This window comes from Aquincola tertiaricarbonis (assembly GCF_023573145.1).
GTDB classification, from domain to species: Bacteria; Pseudomonadota; Gammaproteobacteria; order Burkholderiales; family Burkholderiaceae_C; genus Aquincola; species Aquincola tertiaricarbonis_B.
The window spans coordinates 2,906,054-2,930,878 of record NZ_CP097635.1; the positions used below are offsets into that span (position 1 = coordinate 2,906,054).

At 69.9% G+C, this 24,825-nt stretch carries 20 protein-coding genes; 6 read left to right on the top strand and 14 right to left on the bottom strand.

Annotation, left to right across the window (positions count from 1 at the left end):
- Positions 1 to 19: 19 nt before the first annotated feature.
- Both MW290_RS13335 and MW290_RS13340 read left to right on the top strand, forming a co-directional pair.
- The gene (locus MW290_RS13335; protein WP_250195137.1) at positions 20 to 1,744 is read left to right on the top strand and encodes a M14 family zinc carboxypeptidase; all 1,725 of its coding nucleotides are present in this window, start codon (positions 20 to 22) and stop codon (positions 1,742 to 1,744) included.
- Complete coding sequence (locus MW290_RS13340; RefSeq protein WP_250195138.1) at positions 1,741 to 3,990, top strand: S9 family peptidase; 2,250 nt, start codon at positions 1,741 to 1,743, stop codon at positions 3,988 to 3,990. Before MW290_RS13335 ends, MW290_RS13340 begins: the two co-directional genes overlap by 4 nt.
- A 6-nt stretch (positions 3,991 to 3,996) precedes the next feature.
- On the opposite strand, the gene MW290_RS13345 is transcribed toward MW290_RS13340, so the two are convergent.
- The 11 genes from MW290_RS13345 to cyoA form a co-directional block, all read right to left on the bottom strand.
- Positions 3,997 to 4,680, bottom strand: coding sequence for a hypothetical protein (locus MW290_RS13345; protein ID WP_250195139.1), 684 nt, complete (start codon positions 4,678 to 4,680; stop codon positions 3,997 to 3,999).
- A gap of 117 nt (positions 4,681 to 4,797) precedes the next feature.
- Positions 4,798 to 5,583, bottom strand: a complete 786-nt coding sequence (locus tag MW290_RS13350; protein ID WP_250195140.1) for a LytR/AlgR family response regulator transcription factor — start codon at positions 5,581 to 5,583, stop codon at positions 4,798 to 4,800.
- A gap of 4 nt (positions 5,584 to 5,587) precedes the next feature.
- On the bottom strand, positions 5,588 to 6,751 hold the full coding sequence (locus tag MW290_RS13355; RefSeq protein WP_250195141.1) for a sensor histidine kinase: 1,164 nt from the start codon (positions 6,749 to 6,751) through the stop codon (positions 5,588 to 5,590).
- Positions 6,752 to 6,820: 69 nt separating this feature from the next.
- On the bottom strand, positions 6,821 to 8,755 hold the full coding sequence (locus MW290_RS13360) for a C1 family peptidase (protein ID WP_250195142.1): 1,935 nt from the start codon (positions 8,753 to 8,755) through the stop codon (positions 6,821 to 6,823).
- A 62-nt stretch (positions 8,756 to 8,817) separates the two neighbouring features.
- Complete coding sequence (locus MW290_RS13365) at positions 8,818 to 9,363, bottom strand: response regulator transcription factor (protein WP_250196679.1); 546 nt, start codon at positions 9,361 to 9,363, stop codon at positions 8,818 to 8,820.
- 2 nt (positions 9,364 to 9,365) lie between these two features.
- Positions 9,366 to 10,811 (bottom strand): ATP-binding protein, encoded by a 1,446-nt coding sequence (locus MW290_RS13370; protein ID WP_250195143.1) that lies wholly within the window; start codon positions 10,809 to 10,811, stop codon positions 9,366 to 9,368.
- Between the two features lie 74 nt (positions 10,812 to 10,885).
- Positions 10,886 to 11,698, bottom strand: a complete 813-nt coding sequence (locus tag MW290_RS13375; RefSeq protein ID WP_250195144.1) for an SURF1 family protein — start codon at positions 11,696 to 11,698, stop codon at positions 10,886 to 10,888.
- Positions 11,699 to 11,717: 19 nt separating this feature from the next.
- Positions 11,718 to 12,110 (bottom strand): cytochrome o ubiquinol oxidase subunit IV, encoded by a 393-nt coding sequence (cyoD, locus tag MW290_RS13380; protein ID WP_250195145.1) that lies wholly within the window; start codon positions 12,108 to 12,110, stop codon positions 11,718 to 11,720.
- Positions 12,111 to 12,131: 21 nt separating this feature from the next.
- Positions 12,132 to 12,773: a cytochrome o ubiquinol oxidase subunit III gene (gene cyoC, locus MW290_RS13385; RefSeq protein WP_250195146.1), complete on the bottom strand. Its 642-nt coding sequence runs from the start codon at positions 12,771 to 12,773 to the stop codon at positions 12,132 to 12,134.
- A gap of 35 nt (positions 12,774 to 12,808) precedes the next feature.
- Positions 12,809 to 14,845, bottom strand: coding sequence for a cytochrome o ubiquinol oxidase subunit I (cyoB, locus tag MW290_RS13390; protein WP_250195147.1), 2,037 nt, complete (start codon positions 14,843 to 14,845; stop codon positions 12,809 to 12,811).
- Positions 14,845 to 15,939: a ubiquinol oxidase subunit II gene (gene cyoA / locus MW290_RS13395; RefSeq protein WP_250195148.1), complete on the bottom strand. Its 1,095-nt coding sequence runs from the start codon at positions 15,937 to 15,939 to the stop codon at positions 14,845 to 14,847. The genes cyoB and cyoA overlap by 1 nt, the downstream gene beginning before the upstream one ends.
- A 205-nt stretch (positions 15,940 to 16,144) precedes the next feature.
- On the opposite strand from cyoA, the gene MW290_RS13400 reads away from it, so the two are divergent.
- Positions 16,145 to 17,479 (top strand): MFS transporter, encoded by a 1,335-nt coding sequence (locus MW290_RS13400; RefSeq protein WP_375142766.1) that lies wholly within the window; start codon positions 16,145 to 16,147, stop codon positions 17,477 to 17,479.
- Between the two features lie 99 nt (positions 17,480 to 17,578).
- Here the strand turns inward: MW290_RS13400 and ettA are convergent, their stop codons facing one another.
- Positions 17,579 to 19,243 (bottom strand): energy-dependent translational throttle protein EttA, encoded by a 1,665-nt coding sequence (ettA, locus tag MW290_RS13405; protein ID WP_250195149.1) that lies wholly within the window; start codon positions 19,241 to 19,243, stop codon positions 17,579 to 17,581.
- 746 nt (positions 19,244 to 19,989) lie between these two features.
- Here ettA and MW290_RS13410 point away from each other — a divergent pair.
- The gene (locus tag MW290_RS13410) at positions 19,990 to 21,480 is read left to right on the top strand and encodes a DEAD/DEAH box helicase (RefSeq protein WP_250195150.1); all 1,491 of its coding nucleotides are present in this window, start codon (positions 19,990 to 19,992) and stop codon (positions 21,478 to 21,480) included.
- A 122-nt stretch (positions 21,481 to 21,602) separates the two neighbouring features.
- On the top strand, positions 21,603 to 22,085 hold the full coding sequence (locus MW290_RS13415) for a hypothetical protein (protein WP_250195151.1): 483 nt from the start codon (positions 21,603 to 21,605) through the stop codon (positions 22,083 to 22,085).
- A 19-nt stretch (positions 22,086 to 22,104) separates the two neighbouring features.
- Here MW290_RS13415 and MW290_RS13420 read toward each other — a convergent pair whose 3' ends face one another.
- A complete protein-coding gene (locus MW290_RS13420) occupies positions 22,105 to 22,956 on the bottom strand; it encodes a 2OG-Fe(II) oxygenase (RefSeq protein ID WP_250195152.1) in 852 nt (283 codons plus the stop codon).
- Positions 22,953 to 23,738, bottom strand: coding sequence for a peroxide stress protein YaaA (gene yaaA / locus MW290_RS13425; protein ID WP_250195153.1), 786 nt, complete (start codon positions 23,736 to 23,738; stop codon positions 22,953 to 22,955). Before yaaA ends, MW290_RS13420 begins: the two co-directional genes overlap by 4 nt.
- Before the next feature lie 73 nt (positions 23,739 to 23,811).
- On the opposite strand from yaaA, the gene MW290_RS13430 reads away from it, so the two are divergent.
- Complete coding sequence (locus MW290_RS13430) at positions 23,812 to 24,816, top strand: bifunctional helix-turn-helix transcriptional regulator/GNAT family N-acetyltransferase (protein ID WP_250195154.1); 1,005 nt, start codon at positions 23,812 to 23,814, stop codon at positions 24,814 to 24,816.
- The last annotated feature ends 9 nt before the right edge of the window (positions 24,817 to 24,825 follow it).

A 24,825-nucleotide genomic window follows, 5' to 3' on the forward strand; every position in this document is an offset into this window, starting at 1 on the left:
ACCTGAAGGCGATCAAGCGATGAGCAGTGAATGGACCACGCCCTTCGAGCAGGGCAATGGCAACCAGACCAGCACCTGGGCGCAGTGCATCGAGTTCCATCAGCGGCTGGCGCAGGCCTTTCCGCAGTGGCTGCAGTTCGAGGTGGTCGGCCAGTCCGATGGCGGCGTGCCCTTGCACCTGGGCGTGTTCTCGGTCGATGGCATCTTCGATCCGCTGACGGTGCAGGCCGCCGGCCGGCCCGTGTTCTTCAACAACAACGGCATCCACCCCGGTGAGCCTGAGGGCATCGACGCCTGCATGGCGCTGGTGCGCGACCTCTGCCTGGACGAAGCGCGCCGCCGTGCGCTGGGCAGCACGGTGCTGATCTACATCCCGGCCTACAACGTCGACGGCATGCTGAACCGGCAGGACACCAGCCGCGTCAACCAGCTGGGGCCCGAGGCCTTCGGCTTTCGCGGCAATGCGCGCCACCTCGACCTGAACCGCGACTTCATCAAGGCCGACAGCGCCAACGCCCGCACCTTCGCCCGCGTGTTCACCCGCTGGGACCCGGACGTGATGGTCGACACCCACACCTCCAACGGCGCCGACTACCAGCACGTGGTCACGCTCATTCCCACCCAGCCCGACAAGCTGGGTGGCCTGCTGGGCGCCCACCTGCGCGAGCGCATGCTGCCGGCGCTGTACGCCGACATGGCCGGGCGCGGCTTTCCGATGTGCCCCTACGTGAACCCGCTGCGAGAGATCCCCGATGACGGCATCGCCGACTTCCTGGATTCGCCGCGCTTTTCCACCGGCTATGCGGCCCTGCACCACTGCATCGGCTTCATGCCCGAGACGCACATGCTCAAGCCCTTCGCCGAGCGCTACCACGGCACCCGCGCGCTGGTGGACAGTGCGCTGGCCTACACCGTGGCCCATGGCAGCACCATCCGTGCGGCGCGCGCCGCCGACCGCGCCGCAGTGGCGGCCGGCGCGCCCGTGCCCTTGAACTGGGCGCTCGACACCAGCCGCAGCACGCCTTTTCTCTTCAGCGGGTACCAGGCGGTGCATGAGCCCAGCCGGCTGGGCCGCTACCAGCGCCTGCGCTACGACCGCAGCCAGCCCTGGCAGAAGGACATCCCCTACTTCGACCGCTACACCGCCACCGCCCAGGCCACGCCGCCGCGCGCTTATCTGGTGCCGCAGGCCTGGCACGACGTGGCCCAGCGGCTGCAGGCCCATGGCGTGAGGCTGCAGCGCGTGGCGCGCACGATGACGCTGCCGGCCGAGGCCTGGCGCATCACCCACTTCCGCAAGCGGCCCCTGCCCTTCGAGGGCCGCCACCTGCACGACGAGCTGGCGCTGCAGGCCGAGCCGCTGCAGGCCACGCCGACCGTGGGTGACTGGGTGGTGGCGCTGGGCACCACGCACGACCGCTTCGTCATCGAGACGCTGGAGCCGTTGGGCATCGACAGCTTCTTCCGATGGGGCTTCTTCGACAGCGTGCTCGACAAGAAGGAACACTTCAGCGACTACGTGTTCGAGGACGAAGCCGAGCGCCTGCTGGATGCCGAACCCGGCCTGCGCCAGCGCTTCGAGGCCTGGCAGGCCGCCCACCCCGAACTGCAGGCCGACCCGCAAGCGGTGCTGGGCTTCATCTACCAGCACGCCCAGCGCTACGCCGAGCCCGAGCACGGCCGCTACCCGGTGCTGCGCCTGGCCGAGCTGCCCGCCCTGCTCTTCCAACCGGAGCCCCGATGAGCCGCCCCTCTCAGCGACCCCTGCTGCCTGACGACTTCATCCCGGTCAGCTCACCGGCCTCGCCATCCGTCCACAGCCCGCTGTTCAGCGGCGATGGCCGGCGCATTGCGTACCTGCAGCGCCACGGCGGGCCTGACACGCTGGCGCTCTACGTATTCGACCGCGACAGCGGCCAGACCACGCTGCGCCTACCCGCCGATGCACTGCCGCCGCTGCCGATGACGCTGGCCGAAGAGCTGGCGCGCGAGCGCGCCCGCCAGCGCTTCGACGGCATCACCCATGCGCGCTGGCTGCCAGGTACCCCGCGGCTGTGGTGCGCGCTCGGCCAGCGGCTGGTGCTGGTGGCCGATGAAGCCGCCACCGCGCCGGTGCTGCACACCCACCCGCAATACATCGAGGCCGCGCTGGCCACCGCGCTGCCCGGCGGCCATGCCATCACCTACAGCGCCGGCGGCGACCTGTGGCGGGTGCCGGTGACGGACGGCGGTCGGACCTTCGGCAGCGTGCAGCGCTTGACCGACGACGGCAGCGCCACGCTGCTCAACGGCATCCCCGATGCGATGACGCGCGAGGAGGTGTTCAACGGCGCCGCCTTCATCACCGTGCGCGAAGGCCGGCAACTGGCCTGGGCGCGCTTCGATACCTCGGCCGTGGAGCGCATCGACGTGGGCAATGGCGCGCAGACGCGCATCGAACCCACCCGCTATGCCCGCCCCGGCGGTGCGGTGGCGGTGTTCAGCATCGAGCTGCTGGACCTGGGCCACGAGGCGCCCGCTGCGCCCCGCACGCTGCTGGCCGCCGACCTGGCCTGGCCCTACTACCGCGGGCTGGCCGACTGGGGCGCCGGCACGCTGCTGCTGACCCGCCTGTCACGCGACCAGACGCGGCTGCAGCTGCTGCAGCTGGACCTGGCCAGCGGCCTGGCCACCGAGCTGCTGACGCTGACGCAGACGCCGTGGATCAACGCCATCGCGCCGCCGCTGCGCCGCGCCGACGGCAGCTTCTTCCTGATCCACGAGAACGGCGGCATCGGCCGCATCGGCCTGTACGACGCGCAAGGCGGCTGGCAGTGCGACATCGGCGACCTGGGCGACGCCGTGGGCCACATCGACGGCCTGGTCGGGCTGGACGGTGACGGCGGCGGTCTGTACTTCGGCGCCACCGGCGCCGATGCGCGGCAGCACCATGTGTTCCGCGCCGGTCCGGCCGACGGCTGGCACTGCCGGCAGCTGACGCAGGCCACCGGTGTGCACGGCGCCACGCTGGCGCCGGACGGCCGGCACTGGCTGCACAGCTTTGAATCGATGACCGAAGCGCCTTCGCTGGTGCTGGAGTCGGTGCCAGTGCCGGTGCCGCCGACCACACCCGAAGCAACGCAGCCGCGGGCGGCGGAACACCGTTTCGCGGCCGACCCGGCGCCCGCCTGGCTGGGCAGCGTGCGGCCGCCGGTGCTGCATGAGCTGCTGTCGGCCGACGGTCGCACGACGCTGCACGCGGCGGTGTACGAACCCGATGCCGAGCTGCCCGGCTTGCGCCCCGTGGTGCTGCTGGTGTACGGCGGCCCCCACCTGCAGGCGGTGCGGCAGTCGTGGGCGATGACGGTGGACATGCGCACGCAGTACCTGGTGCAGCGCGGCTTTTTCGTCATCAAGGTGGACAACCGCGGCGCGGCCGGCCGCGGCATCGTGTTCGAGCAGCCGGTGTACGGCCGCCTAGGCCATGCCGAGGTCGACGACCAGGCCGCAGCGCTGGCGCAGTTGCTGCCCCGCCTGCCGCGCGCTGACCGCAGCCGCATCGCGGCCTGCGGCTGGAGCTACGGCGGCTACATGACGCTGCGCTGCCTGCAGCAGCGGCCCGAGCTCTTCAAGGCCGGGGTGGCCGGCGCCCCGGTGGTGAACTGGGAGGACTACGACGCCCCCTACACCGAGCGCTACATGGGCACGCCGCAGCCGCTGCCCACCTTCGCGCAGGCCAATGCCGAGGGTTATGCAGCCAGCAGCGTGCTGCGCGGTGATGGCGAGGTGCAGGGCCCGCTGCTGCTGATCCATGGCATGAACGACGAGAACGTGCTGCTGCGCCACAGCACCGCGCTGATGGAAGACCTGGCCCGGCGGCGTGTGCCCTACGAGCTGCTGCTGCTGCCCGGTGAGCGGCACGGCGTGCGCTCGGCCACGCAGCGGCCCTACCTGGAGCTGCGCATCGCCGAGTTCCTGCAGCGGGTGCTGGGCCGCGAAGGCCCGGCGTGAAGCGGCTTACTTGCGCACGTTGTCCAGCGCCACCGGCACGATGAAGCCGCGCTCCACCGCGCGGGCTTCGTACACCGCGGCGTAGATGGGCTGGCCGGTGCGGCGGTAATGCACGGCCAGCTCGTAGCTGGCGGCTTCCTGCCCCAGCGCGGCGGCATATTGCAGCCAGCCTTCGTAGCGGTTCAGGGCATCGGGGCGGCCAGGCTGGTCGCGCTGGTCCCGGTAATGACGGGCGATGCGGTGGGCCGCCTCGGCATCGCCGCGGGCGGCGGCACGCACCTCGGCCAGCGGCAGCTCGCCCTTGTCGGCGGCGTCGCAGAAGGCGCTGCGCAGCAGCTTCACGTCGCGCCGCTGCAGCGCGGCCAGCGCCAGTTCGGCACCGTAGCGGGTGGCGAAGGCGCGCTGCACCTGCGTGTCGTCGGCGGGCTGGCGCATCACGGCCTCGGCGCTGCGCAGCACGTCGGCCGGCCACAGCGCACTGTCCATCGCCGCCAGCGGCGTGGCGGCGGCTTCCGGCGGCAGGCAGGCGGCCTGTGCGCTGCGCAAGCCGCCCCAGCCCGCCAGCGTGGCCAGCAGGCCCACCACCAGCGCCTTGCGTACGCCGGGGCGTGTCCAGGGTGACCGCGGCGCGGCCAACGATTGCAGGCTGCGCACGGTGGCGCGATGGGAGGGACGGTGGGGATGCGGCATGGGGGACCTCGCTCTCCCCTTCTTCGGCGCTCGGCGGTGCGGGTGTAGTGCGTGCGGCTGCAGCCCAGGCCGGCTGCTGCCAACTAATGCGCAGCGGCGGCCCTGAACCGACCGTTGTTACATCTGCCGAAACACATGCAGGTAGCTGCGGCTCACCGGCAGCCGCTCGGGTCGGCCCTTCAGCAGCACGTCGGCCGTGTCGTTGCCGCTGCGCACCACCTGCTGCACGTGCCGCAGGTTGACGATCACCGAACGGTGGATCTGCACGAAGCAGTCGGGGTCCAGCTCCTCCACCAGTTCGCGGATGCTGCGGCGGATCAGCGCATCGCCGCCCTGCCAGGCCACCAGCGTGTACTTTTCGTCGGAGCGCAGGTACTGCACCTCGTCCACCGGAATCAGCCGCAGCGTGGGGCCCACCGAGGCCTTGATCCATTGCAGCCAGCGGGGCGCCGCCGCGGCGTGTGCGGGCGCCGCCGTGCCGGCACGCTCGCGCAGCGCCGCGGCCAGCTCGTCCAGCAGCGGGCCCATCTCGGGCGCCGGCCTGGCCAGGCGCTCGCGCAGGCGCTGCACCGTGTCGGCCAGGCGCGCTTCCTGGAAGGGCTTGACGAGGTAGTCGACCGCGCCCTGCTCGAAGGCCTGCACCGCGTACTGCTCGTACGCGGTGACGAACACGATGTGCGCGCGCCGGCCGATGCTGCGCGCCGCCTCGATGCCGTTGAGGCCGGGCATGTGCACGTCCAGGAACACCACCTGCGGCTGCAGTTCTTCGAACATCGCCACGGCCTCGCGCCCGTTGCGGGCCTGGCCCACCAGCTGCAGCTCGGGCCAGGCGCGCGCCAGGTGGCTGGCCAGGTGCTCGCGCAGCAGCGGCTCGTCGTCGGCGATCAGGGCGGTGGTGGGCATGGGCTCAAGGCAACGGGGTCACGCCGCTGCGGGCGTCGGGCGGCGGCAGCCGGATCTCGGCCCGCAGGCCATGGGGGTGTGGTTCGGTGAGCGTCAGGCGGGCCGCATCGCCGTACATGGCCTGCAGGCGCGCGCGCAGGTTGGCCAGGCCGGTGCCGCCCGCAGGGGGTGACGATGCGGCGCCGTCCACCGTTGGCGCGGACCCAGCGCCGTCCATGCCGACGCCGCTGTCCTGCACCGTCAGCTGCAGGCCGCCATCGGGCCGGGCGGTGGCCAGCACCTGCACCTCGCCGCCCTCCTCGCTGGGGTCGATGCCGTGGCGCACCGCGTTTTCCACCAGCGTCAGCAGCGCCATCGGCGGAAAGCGCAGGCCGGCCAGCGCCGGGTCGGCCTGCACCTGCCAGCGCAGCCGGTCGGGCATGCGCATCTCCATCAGCGACAGGTAGGCGCGCACGCGCGCCAGCTCGTCGCCCAGCGTGGGCTGCGCATCGCGCAGGCCGGGCATCGCGGCGCGCAGGTACTCGGTCAGCGTCTGCAGCACCGGGCCGGCGCGTGGCGAGCCGCTTTCCACCAGCGCCTGCACGTTGGCCAGGGTGTTGAACAGGAAATGCGGCTCTACCTGCGACTGCAGCAGCGCCAGCCGCGCATCGGCGGCCTGGCGCTTGAGGGTTTCGCGTTCCAGCGCAAACTGCAGCGCCAGGTTGCGCGCCTGCGCATCCCGTTCACGGAACAGCGCGCCCAGTGCCAGCACCAGGCCCAGCACGAGACCGGTGCCCGCAATCCAGCTGAAGCCGGCCACCACGCCCGGGTTGTCGAACAGCGCCAGGACGTTGCCGCCGGCATAAAGCAGGTAGATGCAGGCAGTGGCCAGCGGCGCGGCCAGCACGATGGCCAGCAGCTGCAGCAACCAGCGCGGCATCCAGCCCGGCAGCCGGTGCACCGGCAGGCGCCCGGCCGCATGAAAGGCCAGCAGCAGCACCATGGCCAGGAACAGCGTGCGGCCCAGCACCACCGGAAACGGCGGCATGAACAGCGGGTTCAGCAGCGCCGCCACCACCACGGCCAGCGCCACCGCCATGGCCACGCTGCGGCCGGTCAGGCCGCCCAGCAGGCCGGCGGACCCGGCGGCCGGCGTGGGCATGGGTGGAGCGGTGTCGGGCGGCAACATGCCGCGACGATATCGCCACCGCCGCCCCGGCGCCTGCGGGCCACCCCGGGTGATGCGACGAAGCGCGGTTTATCGGCCTTGAATGAACTTCAGCACCCGTTGCTGGGTGAGCGCGTCGTCGTCGAAGGCGCCGTGGTGGGAGGCGGCGCTGGCGCTGCCCGGAGCCAGCAGCAGCGTGGTGTTGGGCCAGCCCTTGGCGGGCTCGCGCACGTCGCGCTCCATGCCCAGGATGGGCGTGGTCGAGCCGCCTTCGAACGATTCACGCACCAGGTACAGCAGCGATCTGCGGTACGGGCCGCAGGTGGGGTCGTCCTCTTCGGCGCGGTCGGTCAGGCTGAACTGCTGGTAGCGCTTGACCTGGCCGCTCTGGAGCAGCGGCAGCAGGCGTTCGGTGAAGGTGTCCAGCCGCACCGCGGGCGCCATGAAGCTCACCGACTCGAAGCCCATGCCCTGCTCGGCCAGCCGCTGGATCAGGTAGGTGCCCGCGATGGCACCAGCCGAGTGGCCGACGAAGTGCATGCGCACACGCTTGTTGGTCACCGCCTTCGAGAAGTGCTGCCACAGCAGCACCGCGCCGGCCTGCTGGTCGTCGGGCACGCCTTCGCGGTACAGGCTCATCAGGTTGGCGTTTTCCTTCATCTCGCCCCACACCGCGGTACCGGGGCGTGCCAGCAGGCGTTCCAGCCGCTGGTTCCACCAGCGCTCCAGCCCGCCGGCCACCTTGGGCGCGCCGCCGATGGCCTCGGCCAGCATGGCCTTGAGCGTCTCGACGAAGCCGGTTTCCCACATCAGGAAGACCGGGAAGATGCGACGGTCGTACAGCATCGGGATCCACTGCGCCGCGATGTCGGCCGCCGCCTGCTCGCTCACCAGGCCCCCGTGGGCATACAGGCACACGTCGATCACGTCGTTCTGCAGGCCCCAGGCCTGCCGCGCCCGCTCCAGCTGGATGTCGGCGATCGCACGCACGTCGTCGGGCGTGGTGCGGAACACGCCGCTGGTGGACAGCGCGCCGTTGTTGCCCATGTTGATGATGAAGGGCGACAGCTCGCGGTTGCGCAGCACCTCGCTCTGCGCCAGCGCCACCTTGCCGCGGGCGTCGGTGCGCAGCGTGGCGGTGCGGGCGAGCTCGCGGTGGTCCTGCGTCACCACGCCCAGCTGCACCACCCAGCAGTCCATGGCGTTCTTCAGCCAGTCGTCGTAGGTGAGGATGGCGTAGCCATGCGAGCCCCACTCAGGCCCCCAGGAGTTCTGGATCAGGAAGCCGTGCTCGTTGTAGCCGACGATGACGAAGGCATGGCCGGCATGCGCTGCCCAGCCCGGCTCCACCGGGATGGTCCACACCTCGTCGAAGCTGCTGGGCCGCTCAGCCATCGTGGGCAGCTGCATGCCCTGGTCCCAGCCGGCATGGCAGCCGCAGCTCACGTACAGGATGCCGGCCTCGTTCAGCGCCGCATGCATGTCGGTGATCTGCGTGGGCGTGATGCGGTAGTACGCGCCCAGCGGCCGGCGCACCGCGTCGTACCACCAGTCCTGGTCGATGGTGGGCGCGGCCGGCGGCATCTCCAGCGCGGGAAAGAGGTCGAAGGCGCAGGCGCCGTGCTTGAACCAGCCCTTGAGCGCGCCGCGCAGGCTGGACCCTTCGTCGGCCACCGAGCCCGGAAACTCGTCGTAGCGCCGGGCCATCGAATACAGCATGTAGGGCGAGATCAACGGTTCCAGCTCGCGCTTGGAGGCGCGCAGCGCGTACTCGGCCACCGCCGACAGCGCAAAGCCGGTGCAGGCGTTGGTCTCACCCTGGTTCTTGATGGGCAGCGCCACCTTGGGGAACAGCGTGGGCGCCGGGCACATCGAGATGGCCGGCGTGAACAGCCGGTCGCGGAAGTCGATGGCGTCGGGCCGGGCGGCCCGCTTCCAGGCCGGGGGCTTGGGCTTGGCGCGGGGTTTGGCGCGCGACTTGGCGGCGGGTTTGGCGGTGACGTCGGCTTTTTTTTTCGTGACCATGGTCGCTCCTGTCGGGACGGCATGGTCGGTGCGCGCGTACCTGCCGGTCAATCCCTACCGAGTCACTTCACCCGCTGCTTCTCCAGCTTGCGGGCCAGCGTGCGGCGGTGCATGCCCAGGCGGCGCGCCGTCTCGCTGATGTTGAAGCCGGTGTCGGCCAGCGTTTCGTGGATGCGCTCCCACTCCAGCGTCTTGATGGAGGTGGCGCGGTTGGTCATGTCGACGTCGGTCTCGCCTTCGGTGCGGGCGAAGGCGGCTTCGATGTCGTCGGTGTTGGCCGGTTTGGCCAGGTAGTGGCGCGCGCCCAGCTTGATGGCCTCCACCGCGGTGGCGATGCTGGCATAGCCGGTCAGCACCACGATGGCCATCTCGTCGTCGTGCGCATGCAGCGCCTGCACGCAGGCCAGGCCCGAGCTGCCGTTGGCCAGCTTCAGGTCCACCACCGCATGGCTGGGCGCATGCTGCTCCAGCACCGCCCGCATGCTGTCCAGGTCGTGGGCGCGCACCACGCTCCAGCCGCGGCGCTCGAAGCTGCGGCACAGCGTGGCGGCCAGGGCATCGTCGTCCTCGACGATGAGCAGTACGCGGTCGTCGTGGGTCTCGTCCAGGTTCAATCGGGGCTCCGGTTGGGCGGCGCGGCTTCGGGCGGCAGCGTCAGCGCGGCCAGCGGCAGGTCGATGGTCACTTCGGCACCGCCGGTCTTGCGGTTGCAGGCGATCACGTTGCCGCCCAGCTTGCGGGCCACGTTCACGCTCAGGAACAAGCCGAGGCCGCCCCCGGGTCGCCCCTTGCTGGAGTGGTAGGGCCGGCCGAAGTTCGACAGCATCTCTTCGCTGAAACCAGGGCCGCGGTCGATCACCCGCAGCAGCAGGCGGTCGCGCTGCCACTCGGCCAGCAGCCGCGGCGTGGCCGGCGGTGCGGTGCCGGCGGCCTGCATCGCCTCCAGCGCGTTGTCCAGCACGTTGGTCACCATCTGGCGCAGGCCGGTATCGGCAATGATGGGCGTGGCCGGCAGCGGGCCCAGCTCGGGCGCGAAGGCGGCTTGCTGGCGTCGCTCGCGCCAGTCCAGCGCCACTTCGTCGAGAAAGGCCTTGAGCGTGGTGGCGGTGGGTCGGTCGCCACGGCTGTCGCCGGCCGACAGCAGGATGCCGCTGATGATGCCCTTGCAGCGCTGCACCTGCGATTGCATCTGCTCCAGGTCTTCACGCAGTTCGGGCTCGGCCGCGAACGGCGCCATGTGCGCCCAGTCGCCCAGGATCACGCTGAGCGTGGCCAGCGGCGTGCCCAGTTCATGCGCCGCGCCGCTGGCCAGCAGGCCCATGCGCACGATGTGGTCCTCCTCGGCGGCACGCTGCCGCAGCGCGGCCAGGCGCGCGTCGCGCACCCGCAGGTTGCGGGCGAAGCGGCCCACCGCCAGCACCAGCAGCGAGGCGCAGAGCGCGAAGCACAGCAGCAGCCCGCCCAGGTACAGCAGCGAAAGCCGCTGTGGCTGCGGCGCATCGGGCCAGGCCAGCGGCAGGTGCCACTGCGCCAGCAGCACGATGGCCACGCAGGCCAGCAGCGTCAGCGTCCAGGCGTAGGCCGGCCGCAGCAGCAGCGCACCCACCGCCAGCTGCGGCAGGTACACGAACAGGAAGGGATTGTTGACCCCGCCCGACAGCGCCAGCAGGCCGGTGAGCACCACCAGGTCCATACCCAGGCAGAGGAACAGCTCGGGCTGGCCCACGTGGCGGGCGGTGCTGGCACGCAGCCAGCTCACCAGATTGAACAGCGCCAGCGAGGCCAGCAGCCACAGCAGCGGCAGGATGGGCAGCTGCAGCCCCAGGCCGAAGTGCACCGCCAGCACGGTGAGTAACTGCCCGCCCACGGCCAGCCAGCGCAGCTGCACCAGCTGCATGAGGTTGCTGCGGCCGGCACGCGCTTCGGGCGGCAGCGCGGGGTCGTCGGCCACCGGCGCATCGGCCCGCGGCGCACCCTGGCGGCCCGTCTCGTCGTCGGGCGTGGTGCTGCGCCAGGGCCACCAGGGGGGCAAGGGGGCAAGGCGGAAAGTGGGCATGGCGGAAGCCTGGGGCGAGCGGGTTCGGCAAACGATGTGGCGGCCCGCAGGGCGGGCCACCCGGGCCACGCGTGTCAGGCGTTGCGGCTGTCCGGCTTATAACGCCACAGCATCACCGCCGCCGCCACACTGCCGGTGGCCAGCGCCAGCCAGGTGAGCGCGTAACCGCGGTGATTGTTGCTGAAGCGCAGCACCGTCAAGCCGCCTTGGGGAATGTGAATGTCCATGGCGGGGGCGCTGGCGGAGGGTACGGCGCCGGTGGCGGCCGATGCGCTGGCGACGCGCTCGCCCACGTGCTCGCCATCCCGACTCACGTCGATGAAGAACGGCGCGGCCTCGATGCCGGCGGCCTGCGACAGCGCGGCCACTTCGCGGCCCACCCAGCGGCCGGCGGCAGGGTCGTTGCGCTGCCACAGCCAGCTGCCGGCTTCGGAGAAGCGCAGCAGGCCGGTGACCTGCACCTGGGCCTGCGGTGCACCGGGCGGCAAAGCGGCCGGCCGGTTGCCCAGAGCTTCGGGCACGAAGCCCCGGTTCAACCAGACCCGCCCGCCGCTGGTCAGGTGCAGCGGCACCATCACCCAGTGGCCGCGGCCCAGCTCGGTGCTGGCCAGCACGCGGATCTCGCGTTCCGGCTCCAGCCAGCCCTGCAGCGCGACCGGCCGGTACTCGTCGGCCTCACGGCTCATGCCGGGCCAGTCGCGCGCCGGCGGCAGCGGCTGCGGCGCGGCGCTCAGCTGGCGCTCGACGCGCTCGATCAGCGCCTCTTTCCAGGCCAGTCGTTGCCACTGCCAGGCCGACAGCGCAACGAAGCCGGCGGCCGCCAGCAAGGCGGCCAGGCAGACCACGATGCGCAGCACGCCCCCAGTACGCCCCGGGCGATCGGTCAAGCCACTGCTCCCCGGCCCATCAGGGCCGCGTGCGCATGTCGTGCACGGGCATCATGTTGGTGTTCAGGTGGTGCATCACCCAGATCGAGCCGGCCAGCATGATGACCACCAGCACACCGGTGAACACCAGCGCCAGCAGCGACCAGCCCTGCTCCACCCGGGCATTCATGTGCAGGAAGTACACCATGTGCACCACCACCTGCACCGCAGCCATCACCAGGATGACGGCAGCCGTGATGCCCGGCGTGGGCAGCACCTTGGCCATCACCAGCCAGAACGGGATGGCGGTGAGCACCACCGACAGCAGGAAGCCGGTGATGTAGCCCTTGTAGGTGGCGTGGTACTCCGGCTCACCATGGTCGTGGTGCGGGTGGTCCAGGTTCTCAGCGTGGGTGTCGTGTGTCGCAGCCATCGCAAGGCTCCTTCAAGTCAGTCAGACGGCCGGGGGCATGGAGCCCATCAGGTACACGAACGTGAACACGCCGATCCAGATCACGTCCAGGAAGTGCCAGAACATCGACAGGCACATCAGGCGGCGGCGGTTGGCCGGCGTCAGGCCCAGCTTCTTGACCTGGATCATCAGCGTGACCAGCCACAGGATGCCGAAGCTCACGTGCAGGCCGTGGGTGCCCACCAGCGCGAAGAACGAGGACAGGAAGGCACTGCGCTGCGGGCCCGCGCCTTCATGGATCAGGTGGTGAAACTCATACAGCTCGAGGCCGACGAAAGCCAGGCCGAACAAGCCGGTGATGGCCAGCCACAGGAGCACCTTGCCCTGGTTGCGCTGGTTCATCGCGATCATCGCGAAGCCGTAGGTGATCGACGACAGCAGCAGCATGGCCGTGTTGATGGCCACCAGCGGCAGGTCGAACAGATCGGCGCCCGAGGGACCAGCCGCGTAGCTCTGGCCGTACACCGCGTACACCGCGAACAGGATCGCGAAGATGAGGCAGTCGCTCATCAGGTACAGCCAGAAACCCAGCAGCGTGCCTTGCTGCGGGTGGTGGCTGCCGTCGTCGTAGAACTTCAGCGGGGCGCCGGAGGCGTCCCCCGCTGCGTGCGAAATGGCCGTCATGAAGAGGTCCTTGGATCGTTGGTCACTGCGCGCGTTCAGGCGCCGGCCGGCTTGGGCGACACCAGGCCCAGGGCAGCCAGTTGGCGGGTGCGCTCGGCCTCGGTGCGGGTCACGGCATCGGCCGGGATGTGGTAGTCGCGGTGGTAGTTGAAGGTGTGCACCACCGCGGCAATCACCACGGCCGCGAACGACAGCCCTGCCAGCCACCAGATGTGCCACACCAGCGCGAAGCCCATCACCGTGGACAACGCGGCGATGACCACGCCCGCGGCCGTGTTGGACGGCATGTGGATCGGCTGGAAGCCGTTCAGCGGACGCTCGGCGCCGACTTCCTTCATGTGGTGCCAGGCATCGCGCTCATGCACGATGGGTGTGAAGGCGAAGTTGTAGTCGGGCGGCGGCGAAGCGGTGCTCCACTCCAGCGTGCGGCCGGTGCCCCAGGCGTCGCCGGTCAGGTCGCGGTTCTGCTCGCGGCGCAGGTAGCTCACCACCAGCTGGATGATGAAGCAGGCGATGCCCAGCGCGATCAGCACGGCGCCAAAGGCAGCCACCTGGAACCAGATCTGCAGGCTCATGTCCTGGAAGTGGCTCATGCGGCGGGTGACGCCCATCAGGCCCAGCACGTACAGCGGCATGAAGGCGAAGTAGAAGCCGATGAACCAGAACCAGAAGGAGCACTTGCCCCAGAACGGATCGAGCTTGTAGCCGAAGGCCTTCGGGTACCAGTAGGTGATGCCGGCGAACACGCCGAACACCACGCCGCCGATGATCACGTTGTGGAAGTGCGCGATCAGGAACAGGCTGTTGTGCAGCACGAAGTCCGCCGGGGGTACGGCCAGCAGCACGCCGGTCATGCCGCCGATGACGAAGGTGACCATGAAGCCGATGGTCCACAGCATCGGCACCTCGAAGCGGATGCGGCCGCGGTACATCGTGAACAGCCAGTTGAAGATCTTCGCCCCGGTCGGGATCGAGATGATCATCGTGGTGATGCCGAAGAACGAGTTGACGCTCGCCCCGGACCCCATGGTGAAGAAGTGGTGCAGCCACACCAGGTACGACAGGATGGTGATCACCACCGTGGCGTAGACCATCGAGGCATAGCCGAACAGGCGCTTGCTGCAGAAGGTGGCGACCACCTCCGAGAAGATGCCGAACACCGGCAGCACCAGGATGTAGACCTCGGGGTGGCCCCAGATCCAGATCAGGTTGACGTACACCATGGCGTTGCCGCCCAGCTCCGTCGTGAAGAAGTTGGTGCCGACGTAGCGGTCCAGGCTGAGCAGCACCAGCACGGCGGTCAGCACCGGGAAGCTGACGACGATCAGCACGTTGGTGCACAGGCTGGTCCAGGTGAAGACGGGCATCTTCATCAGGGTCATGCCGGGCGCCCGCATCTTGACGATGGTGACGATCAGGTTGATGCCTGACAGCGTGGTGCCCACCCCCGCCACCTGCAGCGACCAGAGGTAATAGTCCACCCCCACGCCCGGATCGGCCAGGATGCCGGACAGCGGCGGATAGGCCAGCCAGCCGGTGCGCGCGAACTCGCCCACGAACAGCGACAGCATCATCAGCACCGCGCCACCGGCGGTCATCCAGAAGCTGAAGTTGTTCAGGAACGGGAAGGCCACGTCGCGCGCGCCGATCTGCAGCGGCACCACGTAGTTCATGAAGCCGGTGACCAGCGGCATCGCCACGAAGAAGATCATGATCACGCCGTGGGCGGTAAAGATCTGGTCGTAGTGGTGCGCGTTGAGGAAGCCGGTGGCATCACCGAAGGCCATGGCCTGCTGGGCACGCATCAGCAGCGCGTCGGCAAAGCCGCGCAGCAGCATCACGATGCCCAGCACCATGTACATGATGCCGATCTTCTTGTGGTCGATGCTGGTGAGCCAGTCGCGCCACAGCGGGCCCCAGACGCGGTAGCGCGTCATCAGCACCAGCAGCGCCAGGCCGCCGACGGCGACGCCGGCGAAGGTGGCCAGGATGATGGGCTCGTGCAGCGGGAGCGCGCCCAGGGACAGGCGGCCCAGCAGCGGATCGTTCTCGGTGGGATAGATGGCGGACATCAGAGCTTGCCGGCTGCAGCCGCGGGTTCGAGGGAAGAAAGGACGGAGGTCACGCTGGTGACGCCCGTGCCGGTGGGATCGGACGGCGTGCACAGGCCGGCCACGACGGTGGTCTGCGCGCCGCGCCAGCTGGCACGGGCCACCGAGGTGGTGCCCTGCTTGCCACCGCCGCCGCTGGCGTCGATGGCCATCATGTCGGCCATGCACATGCGGCCACGCTCCACGCAGCGGTTGACCACCGCGTCGAACAGGTCGGGCTCGACGCTGGCGAAGCGGCGCACCGCCTCACGCTGGCTGGGCTTGGCCAGTTCCAGGTAGGTGGCACGGTCCAGCTTGGCGCCGGCGCCGCGGGCGTTTTCGACCCACCGGTCGAAGTCGGCCGCCGACATGCCGTGGAACGCGAAGCGCATGCCCGAGAAGCCGTCGCCGCTGTAGTTGGCGGAGAAGCCTTCCCAGGTGCCGGGCTTGTTGATCACGGCGTGCAGCGTCGAGGCCATGCCCGGCATCGCGTAGATCTGGCCGGCCAGCGCCGGCACGTAGAAGGAGTTCATCACCGTCGACGAGGTGATCTTGAAGCGCACCGGACGGTCGACCGGCAGCGCCAGCTCATTGACCATCGCCACGCCCTGCTCGGGGTAGACGAACAGCCACTTCCAGTCCAGCGCCACCACCTGCACTTCCATCGTCTGCACGTTGGTGGGCAGCGCGCGGTTCTCGTCCAGGCGCGACAGCGGGCGGTACGGATCGAGCTGGTGGGTGCTGATCCAGGTGACGGTGCCCAGCGCGATGATGATCAGCAGCGGAGCGCCCCAGATCAGCAGCTCGAGCTTGGTGGAGTGGTCCCAGTCGGGCTCGTAACGGGCGCTGGAGACGGCGGCCTGCCGGGCACGGTAGCGCCAGGCGAACAGCAGCGTCAGCAGGATCACCGGCACGATGATCAGCAGCATCAGCACCGTGGAGGTGATGATGAGGTCTGCCTGCTGGCGGGCGATGTCGCCTGCCGGATTCATCACGATGGCGTTGTTGCACCCGGCCAGCGGCAGCAGCGCGGCGGCGAGCGCCCCAGCGGCAAGCGGGCGGCGGAGGCGGGTCATGAGAGAGGGATCAGACATGGCTAAGGGTGTGCCCCAAGGCGGCAATGTGCGGGAATCTACCTAGTTTGATCGTTGTCAACGATTGGACACTTTGTCCCAACCCCCTCCGCCCTCGAGCGCGCACGCTGATTGCTCCGTACTGCTTGCCCCGAACGGTGGGCCCCCGGGCCTTCCACTGACTGATTGAACGCCACAGCACTCCGCGATGTCCGACAACACCACGCTCACCCATCCCGTCCCCGGCAGCATGCCTCCCCGGCGAGACGCCCCGGCCCCGCACCACGACGGCGCGGTCACTCCCGACGACATCGCCGTCGGCGTGCTCGTCGGCCGGACCTGCGAGTACTTTGACTTTTTCGTCTATGGCCTGGCGTCGGTATTGGTATTTCCGGCACTTTTCTTCCCGCACCTGGAGCGCTTGGACGCCCTGCTGGCGTCCTTCACCGTCTTTTCGCTGGCCTTCGTCGCCCGCCCGGTGGGCACGCTGGCCGGCATGGCCATCCAGCGGCGCTACGGCCGCGGCGTCAAGCTGACGCTGGCGATGTTCGGCCTGGGCACCGCCACCTGCACGATGGCGCTGCTGCCCGGCACCGCCACCTGGGGTGGTGCCATCGCCGCGCTCGCCTTCTGCCGGGTGCTGCAGGGCCTGGCGATCGGCGCCGCCTGGGACGGCCTGCCCTCGCTGCTGGCCATCAACGCCCCGGCGCACCGCCGCGGCTGGTACGCGATGATGGGCCAGTTGGGCGCGCCGGTCGGCTTCGGCATCGCCGCCACGCTGTTCGCCTACCTGATGACCAACGTCGCCCCGGAAGACTTCTTCGCCTGGGGTTGGCGCTTCCCGTTCTTCGTGGCCTTCGCGCTGAACGTGGTGGCCCTGTTCGCCCGGCTGCAGCTGGTGCTGGACAACGACTTCGCCGACGCCCTGCGCAAGCACGAGCTGGAACCCAGCAGCCTGCGTGAGCTGCTGTCCGACGAGCGCGGCGGCCGCACGCTGGCGGTCGGCGCCTTCGCCGCGCTGTCCAGCTTCGCGCTGGTGCACCTGGTGACGGTGTTCCCGCTGTCGTGGCTGAGCCTGAGCTCTTCGCGCAACCTGACCGACGTGCTGTGGCTGCAGGTGGGCTGCGCGGTGCTGGGCGTGGGCGGCATGCTGGTCTCGGGCTGGATGGCCGACCGCATCGGCCGCCGCACCACGCTGGGTTCGCTGGCGGTGGCCATCGGTGTCTACGGCATCGCCACGCCGTGGCTGCTGGACGGCGGCAATGCCGGCCAGAACCTCTTCTTCATGCTGGGCTTCATCCTGTTCGGGCTCAGCTACGCGCAAGCTGCGGGCGCTGCGGCCTCGGCCTTCTCGCCGAGCCAGCGTTACCTGGGCGCCGCCCTGTCGGCCGACCTGGCCTGGCTGTTCGGCGCCGCGGCGGCTCCGTTGGTGGCGCTGTACCTCTCGGCCAACTACGGCCTGGGCGCCGTGAGCCTGTACCTGCTGTCCGGCATGGCCGGCACGCTGCTGGCGCTGGGCGTGCACAAGCGGGTGGGTAGCTGAGGCTGGCGCTCCGGCGCGGCGGCTGAAGCCGCCGCGATCGGGTAGCCGCCAATAAAAACGGGCCCACGCGGGGCCCGTTCTCTTTTTCCCGGTGACGCCTTACTTGAGCGCCTTGTAGCGCAGACGGTGCGGGCGTGCGCCCTCCTCGCCCAGGCGCTTCTTCTTGTCGGCTTCGTACTCCTGGTAGTTGCCGTCAAAGAACACCCACTTCGAGTCGCCTTCGGCGGCCAGGATGTGGGTGGCGATGCGGTCCAGGAACCAGCGGTCGTGGCTGATCACCATCACCGAGCCGGCGAATTCCAGCAGCGCGTCTTCCAGCGCCCGCAGGGTTTCCACGTCCAGGTCGTTCGACGGTTCGTCCAGCATCAGCACGTTGCCGCCCTGGGCCAGGGTCTTGGCCAGGTGCAGGCGGCCGCGCTCACCGCCCGACAGGTTCTTGACCAGCTTCTGCTGGTCGTTGCCCTTGAAGTTGAAGCGGCCGATGTAGGCGCGCGAGGGCATCACGAACTTGCCGACGACGATGTTGTCCAGGCCGCCCGAGACGTCTTCCCACACCGTCTTGTCGCCTTCCAGCGAGGCACGGCTCTGGTCGACGAACGCCATCTTGACGGTGCGGCCGATGCTCACCGTGCCGCTGTCGGGCTGTTCCTGGCCCGAGATCATGCGGAACAGCGTCGACTTGCCCGCGCCGTTGGGGCCGATGATGCCGACGATGGCGCCGGCCGGCACCTTGAAGCTCAGGTCGTCGATCAGCACCCGGTCGCCGAAGCTCTTGGTGACGTTGGTGAACTCGATGACTTCATGGCCCAGGCGCTCGGCCACGGGAATGAAGATCTCGTTGGTTTCGTTGCGCTTCTGGTATTCGACGTCGCTCAGTTCCTCGAAGCGGGCCAGGCGCGCCTTGCTCTTGGCCTGCCGGCCCTTGGCGTTCTTGCGCACCCACTCCAGTTCCACCTTCATGGCCTTGGTACGGGCGTCTTCGGTGCGCTGTTCCAGCTCCAGGCGCTTTTCCTTCTGCTCCAGCCAGGTGGAGTAGTTGCCCTGGTAGGGGATGCCGCGACCGCGGTCCAGTTCCAGGATCCACTCGGCCGCGTTGTCGAGGAAGTAGCGATCGTGGGTGATGGCCACCACGGTGCCCGGGAAGCGCTGCAGGAACTGCTCCAGCCAATCGACCGACTCGGCATCCAGGTGGTTGGTGGGTTCGTCGAGCAGCAGCATGTCGGGCTTGCTCAGCAGCAGGCGGCACAGGGCCACGCGGCGCTTTTCACCGCCCGAGAGCTTGCCGATGACGGCGTCCCACGGCGGCAGGCGCAGCGCGTCGGCGGCGATTTCCATCACCAGCTCGGTGTTCTCGCTGCCGGCGGCCGCGATGATGGCTTCCAGCTCGGCCTGCTCGGCGGCCAGCTTGTCGAAGTCGGCGTCGGGCTCGGCGTACTCGGCATAGACCTGATCGAGCCGGGCCTTGGCGGCCAGCACGCCGCCGATGCCCTGCTCCACCGCCTGGCGCACGGTCAGCTCGGGGTCGATCTCGGGTTCCTGCGGCAGGTAGCCGATCTTCAGGTCGGGCATCGCGACGGCTTCGCCTTCGATGTCCTTGTCGATGCCGGCCATGATCTTCAGCAGCGTGGACTTGCCCGAGCCGTTGAGGCCGAGCACGCCGATCTTGGCGCCGGGGAAGAAGGACAGCGACACGTCCTTCAGGATCTGCCGCTTCGGCGGCACGATCTTGCCGACGCGGTTCATGGTGAAAACGTACTGGGCCATGTGTTCTGCAGTGCAGTCTGTGGCGCACCCGACGAGGGGCGCCGAAGGGGCCATTATCCCCGCGGGGGCGGTTTTTCTTCACGAACGCCAAAGCTCGGAGGCGTTTTGGCGTGTTTGCTCGGCACACCCTGGGTGGTTGTTGGCGGGTTTGCTCCGGGCCGTGCGGGCGGGCCCGGGGGCTTAGCTTCCGCGGTCCGCGCGTGGCGCGGACTGCCCTGCGCTACTCGGGCGGGTGGCCCGCGGCCGAACTCGCTACGTTCGCTGCGCTCACTGCGCTCGAACAACGACCGCGAGTCAGTTCACGAAGCGCGCTGCGCGCGCGGCCACCCACCCTGCGTTGCTCGGCGCTCCAGATGCGCCCCCGGACCCGCCCGCACGGCCCTGCGCAAAGGTCCACCAGTGGCGCCTTGCCTTTCGGGCTCGCGCTGCGCGCATCGCACGCCATGCGGTGTATGCCGCCGTGGCTGAAGCGCGGCGTGGTTTCCCAGCCGAGCCTGCAAAGGGCTGGCACCCGCCCACCGCGCGGCGGCCAAACAAAAACAGCACAGGCAGCCCAAGCATCACCACACGGCGGCCCAACAAGAACCGACAACACCACCCACCCCGTACAATCCCGGGTAGCGCCCTGCTTCCAGTCACAGGGCCGCAGTCGATTCGCGACGTTCACCCTACCTCCCCGCCTTCCGACTGGTGCCCTCTGCGTGAGCGGCAGCAGGCAGGTAATCCCGCAGCATGCGGGCCCCCCGATGACCTTTGACCAACTCGGCCTCGCCGAGCCGATCCTGCGTGCCGTGCTCGAGCATGGCTACACCACCCCGACGCCCATCCAGGCCCAGGCCATTCCCATCGTCTTGAACGGTGGCGACCTGCTGGGCGGCGCCCAGACCGGTACCGGCAAGACCGCCGGCTTCACCCTGCCGCTGCTGCACCGCCTGATGGCCCAGCCCGCGGTGCGCGATGCCCGCGGCCGCGTGCCGGTGCGTGGCCTCATCCTCACGCCCACGCGTGAACTGGCCGCGCAGGTGGAAGAAAGCGTCCGCACCTACGGCAAGTACAGCAAGCTCACCAGCATGGTGATGTTCGGCGGCGTGGGCATGCAGCCCCAGGTCGACAAGCTGCGCCGTGGCGTCGACATCCTGGTGGCCACCCCCGGCCGCCTGCTCGACCACCATCAGCAAGGCACGCTGGACCTGAGCAAGGTCGAGATCTTCGTGCTCGACGAAGCCGACCGCATGCTGGACATGGGCTTCATCCACGACATCCGCAAGGTGCTGGCCGTGCTGCCCCAGGCCAAGCAGAGCCTGCTGTTCTCGGCCACCTTCAGCGACGAGATCAAGGCCCTGGCCGAGCGCCTGCTGAACAAGCCTTCGCTGGTGGAAGTGGCGCGCCGCAACGCCACCGCCGACACCATCGCACAGAAGGTGCACCCGGTGGGCCGCGACCGCAAGAAGGAGCTGCTGGCGCACCTGATCAAGAGCGAGGACTGGCACCAGGTGCTGGTGTTCACGCGCATGAAGCACGGCGCCAACCGGCTGACCGAGTACCTGAACGACCAGGGCATCAGCGCGATGGCCATCCACGGCAACAAGAGCCAGGGTGCGCGCACCAAGGCGCTGGCCGACTTCAAGTCGGGCGACCTCACTTGCCTCGTGGCCACCGACATCGCGGCCCGCGGCATCGACATCGACCAGCTGCCCCACGTCGTCAACTTCGAGCTGCCCAACGTGCCCGAGGACTACGTGCACCGCATCGGCCGCACCGGCCGTGCCGGTGCACAGGGCGAAGCCGTGTCGCTGGTGTGCCTGGACGAAGAGCTGTTCCTGGCCGACATCGAGAAGCTGATCAAGCGCAGCATCCCGCGAGAGACGGTGCCGGGCTTTGAAGTGCCGGCCGGCGAGCGGGCCGAGCCCATCGTGCTGGGCCGCATGACCATCGGCGTCGGTGCCCCGCGCGGCGGCAGCCGTGGCGGCCGCCCGGGTGGCGGTGGCGGCGGTGGTGGTGGTGGCCGCTCCGGCGGTCGTCCGCCCGAGGCACGTGGTGGCGAGCCGCGCCGCTCGTCGGGTGCGCCTTCGCACGGTCGTCCCAACGCAGGCGGCGGCGGCCATGCCCCGCGCCCGGCTGCGGCCGGTGGTGCCCGTCCGGCAGGCGGCCAGCCGCCGCGTCGCGACGATCGCCGCAGCAGCGGCGGTGGTGGTGGCGGTGGCAACGGCCCGCGACTGACGCAGCCCAAGCGCTGAGTCAGCAGACCAGGCCGGGGCGCACAGCCCCGGCTTTGCAGCGGCGCCGGACGGCGCCCGCGCTTGCATCCTGTCGCGCCTCGTCACAGCTCCCGGCCGCCAGGCTGGGTATGGTCAGGCGCATGCGAGACACACCCCTCACCGCCTGGCAGGGCATGGACCTGCTGGTGTTGCGCGGCGACGAAGAACTCGACCGCGTGCCATCCACCGACATCGACCGGGTGATCCTGGCTTACCACCGGGGCGGCGAAACGCCGGGCGACCTCGCCTATGCGGTGCTGCTCACCGCTGGCGAGGCCCTGCTCTTCGCGCCCGCCACCGGCATTGCCGGCCGCGTGCATTTCGAGCGCCAATCTTTCTGGTCCGACCGGCCCTGCGTCTATTGGGTGCCTGCCGCGCGGGCACCGCTGCCGCGGCCGATGCGCGGCGGCTGGTCGCTGTTTCCGAGGCGCCTGCCGGCCTACCTGCGCGTGCCGCGCAGCGAGGTGGAATCGGACATCGCCCGCTGGCCGATCGAAGGCCCGCAGAGCTGGGAGCAGCGCAAGTGGGAGCGCATCGTGCGCAGCCGGCTGCTGCCGCCCGCCGAACCCGCTGGCAAACGGTAGGACCCCACGCGGACGCGCTTTACTTGAACACGCGCTCCCGCAGCCACTTGGTGGCCACCCATTTTTCGCCCTCCACCACCGGCGCGCCGCCGTGCAGCGTGCGGGTGATGGGGTGCGGTCGGTCGTAGCTGAAGAACACCGCATGGCCCTTGAGCGGGGCCACTTCCAGCGCCACGTCGGGGAAGGTGGTGCCGCCGCCGGCCAGCGGCGTGTTGAGGTAGGTCACCACCGTGGCCACGCGCTGCCCGCCCCGCTTGAGGATGGGCACCGAGCCGGGCTGCGCCGGGTCGAAGTAGTCGTGGTGCGGCCGGTACTCCGCGCCGGGGCCGTAGTGCAGCACCTGCAGGCCCTCACCGTGGTCCACCGGCCAGTCCAGCAGCTTGGCGATGCGGGCTTCCAGCTTGCGGGCCACTTCGTTCTCGCCACGCTCGAAGAACATGCCGCGGCTGGTGCGGGCGGCGTTCACCTCATTGCCGCCGGTGGCCACGTCCACCGTCTCGCTGCGCGCCATGCGCGGCGCGGCCAGGGCCACCAGCTCGTCGCATTCGTCGTCGGACAGCAGGCCCGACACCACCACCACGCGCGGGTTGCGCATGGCCATCACCACCCGCACCTCGCGGTCGCCGGCGTCCAGCACATTGACGCCGGCGGGCTGCGCGATGTCGGGCACCGCGATCGGCACCGGCGGGCCGCCGGCCTTGTGCTGCTCGGCCAGGAAGCCGCTGAGCGCGGTCTCCATCGCCTGCAGCGCGGCGTCTTCCTCCCAGCCGCTGGCGCGCATGGAGGTGAGCAAGGCCTCGGGGCCATGGCCGGCCTGGGCCTGGGAGACGATCCAGGCGCGCAGTTCGGGGGTGATGCTTTGTGAGGTCATGACGTGATCTTGCGGCGGAACACCAGGCGGTCGGGTTCCGAGACGGCGGGCTCGAAACGATAACCGTCGAGGTTGAAGCCTTCCAGGCCCTTGGGCGTGACCACCCGTTGCTGCACCGCATAGCGCACCATCAGGCCGCGTGCGCGCTTGGCAAAGAAACTGATGATCTTGTAACGATCGGACTTCCAGTCTTCGAACACGCACTCCACCACGCGCGGCGCCAGCGCCTGGCGCCGGGCCGCACGGAAGTATTCCTGCGACGCCAGGTTGACGATGACCGGGCTTTCGTTGGCGGCAGCCATCTCGTTGAGCTGGCGCGCCACCGTGTCGCCCCACCAGGCGTACAGGTCGGCGCCCTGCGGGTTGGCCAGCCGCGTGCCCATCTCCAGCCGGTAGGGCTGCAGCCGGTCCATCGGCCGCAGCACGCCGTACAGGCCCGAGAGGATGGCCAGATGCCGCTGCAGCCAGGCCAGGTCGTCGGCACTCAGCTCACGGGCGCGCAGGCCGTCGTACACGTCGCCGTTGAAGGCCAGCACCGCGGGGCGGCTGTTGCCGGGCGTGTGATGCGGGCGCCAGGCCTGGTAGCGGGCGGCGTTCAGGGCCGACAGGTCGGGCGACAGGTCCATCAGCTGCGCGATGCCCTGCGCCGGCAGCGGCTTGAGCAGCTCGATCAGCTCGGCCGCCTGCGGGGTGAACAGCGGCTCGGTGGCCTGGGCCAGCACCTCGGGGGCCAGCGGGGTTTCATAGTCCAGCGACTTGGCAGGGGAGATCACGAAAAGCATGCGGCGGATTATCGCGGTCGTCCCGAGTGGCCGATGATTGCCAAAAGCAACCATGGCGTGCCAGTATGCGGCCATGAAAACCCCCGCTGACGTGCATCCCGAGCAGGTCGACGCGCTGCGCCGCTTCAGCCGCTACTACACGCGCCAGATCGGGCTGCTGCACGAGCACCTGCTGGACTCGCGCTTCACCCTGCCTGAAGCGCGTGTGCTGTGGGAGTTGTCGCAGCTGCAGGGCCAGGCCGGCATCAGTGCCGCGACACTGGCGCGTGAGCTGCAGCTGGATGCCGGCTATCTGAGCCGCCTGCTGGCCGGCCTCAAGGCCCGCGGCCTGCTGCGCAGCCAGACCTGCCCCACCGATGCGCGGCAGACGCTGCTGCGCCTGTCGGCGGCTGGCCGCAAGGCCTTCGCGCCGCTGGACCAGCAATCGCACCAGCGCACGGCCGCGCTGCTGGCCAGCCTGCCGGCCACTCAACGCCAGGCCCTGGTGCACAGCGCGCTGCAGCTGCAGCACTGGCTGCAGCGGGCCGAAGCAGGCAGCGAGGCCGCAGCACCGCAGGTGCGCCTGCGCACCCACCGCCCGGGCGACCTGGGCTGGGTGGTGGCCCGCCACGGTGCGATCTACCACGCCGAATACGGCTGGGGCCTGCCCTTCGAGGCGCTGGTCGCGCAGCTGTGCGCCCGCTTCGTGCAGCAGTTCGACCCGGCGCGCGAGGCCTGCTGGATCGCCGAATGGCCCGGGGCCGGCGAGCACGACGGCCAGCCCCTGGGCAGCGTGTTCCTGGTACAGGCGCGCGACGACGCCGGCGAGCCCGAGCCCGGGGTGGCCCAGCTGCGCATGCTGCTGGTGGAGCCGCAGGCGCGCGGCGCCGGCGTGGGTGACCGCCTGGTGGCCGAGTGCATCCGCTTTGCGCGCGAGGCCGGCTACCGGCGCCTGCGGCTGTGGACCAACAGCATGCTGGTGGCGGCGCGCCGGCTGTACCTGCGCCACGGCTGGCAGCTGGTGCACAGCGCCCCACATGCCGACTTCGGCGTGCCCATGGTAGGCGAGATCTGGGAACTGGCGCTGGACCCGCCGTAAGCTCGCGGC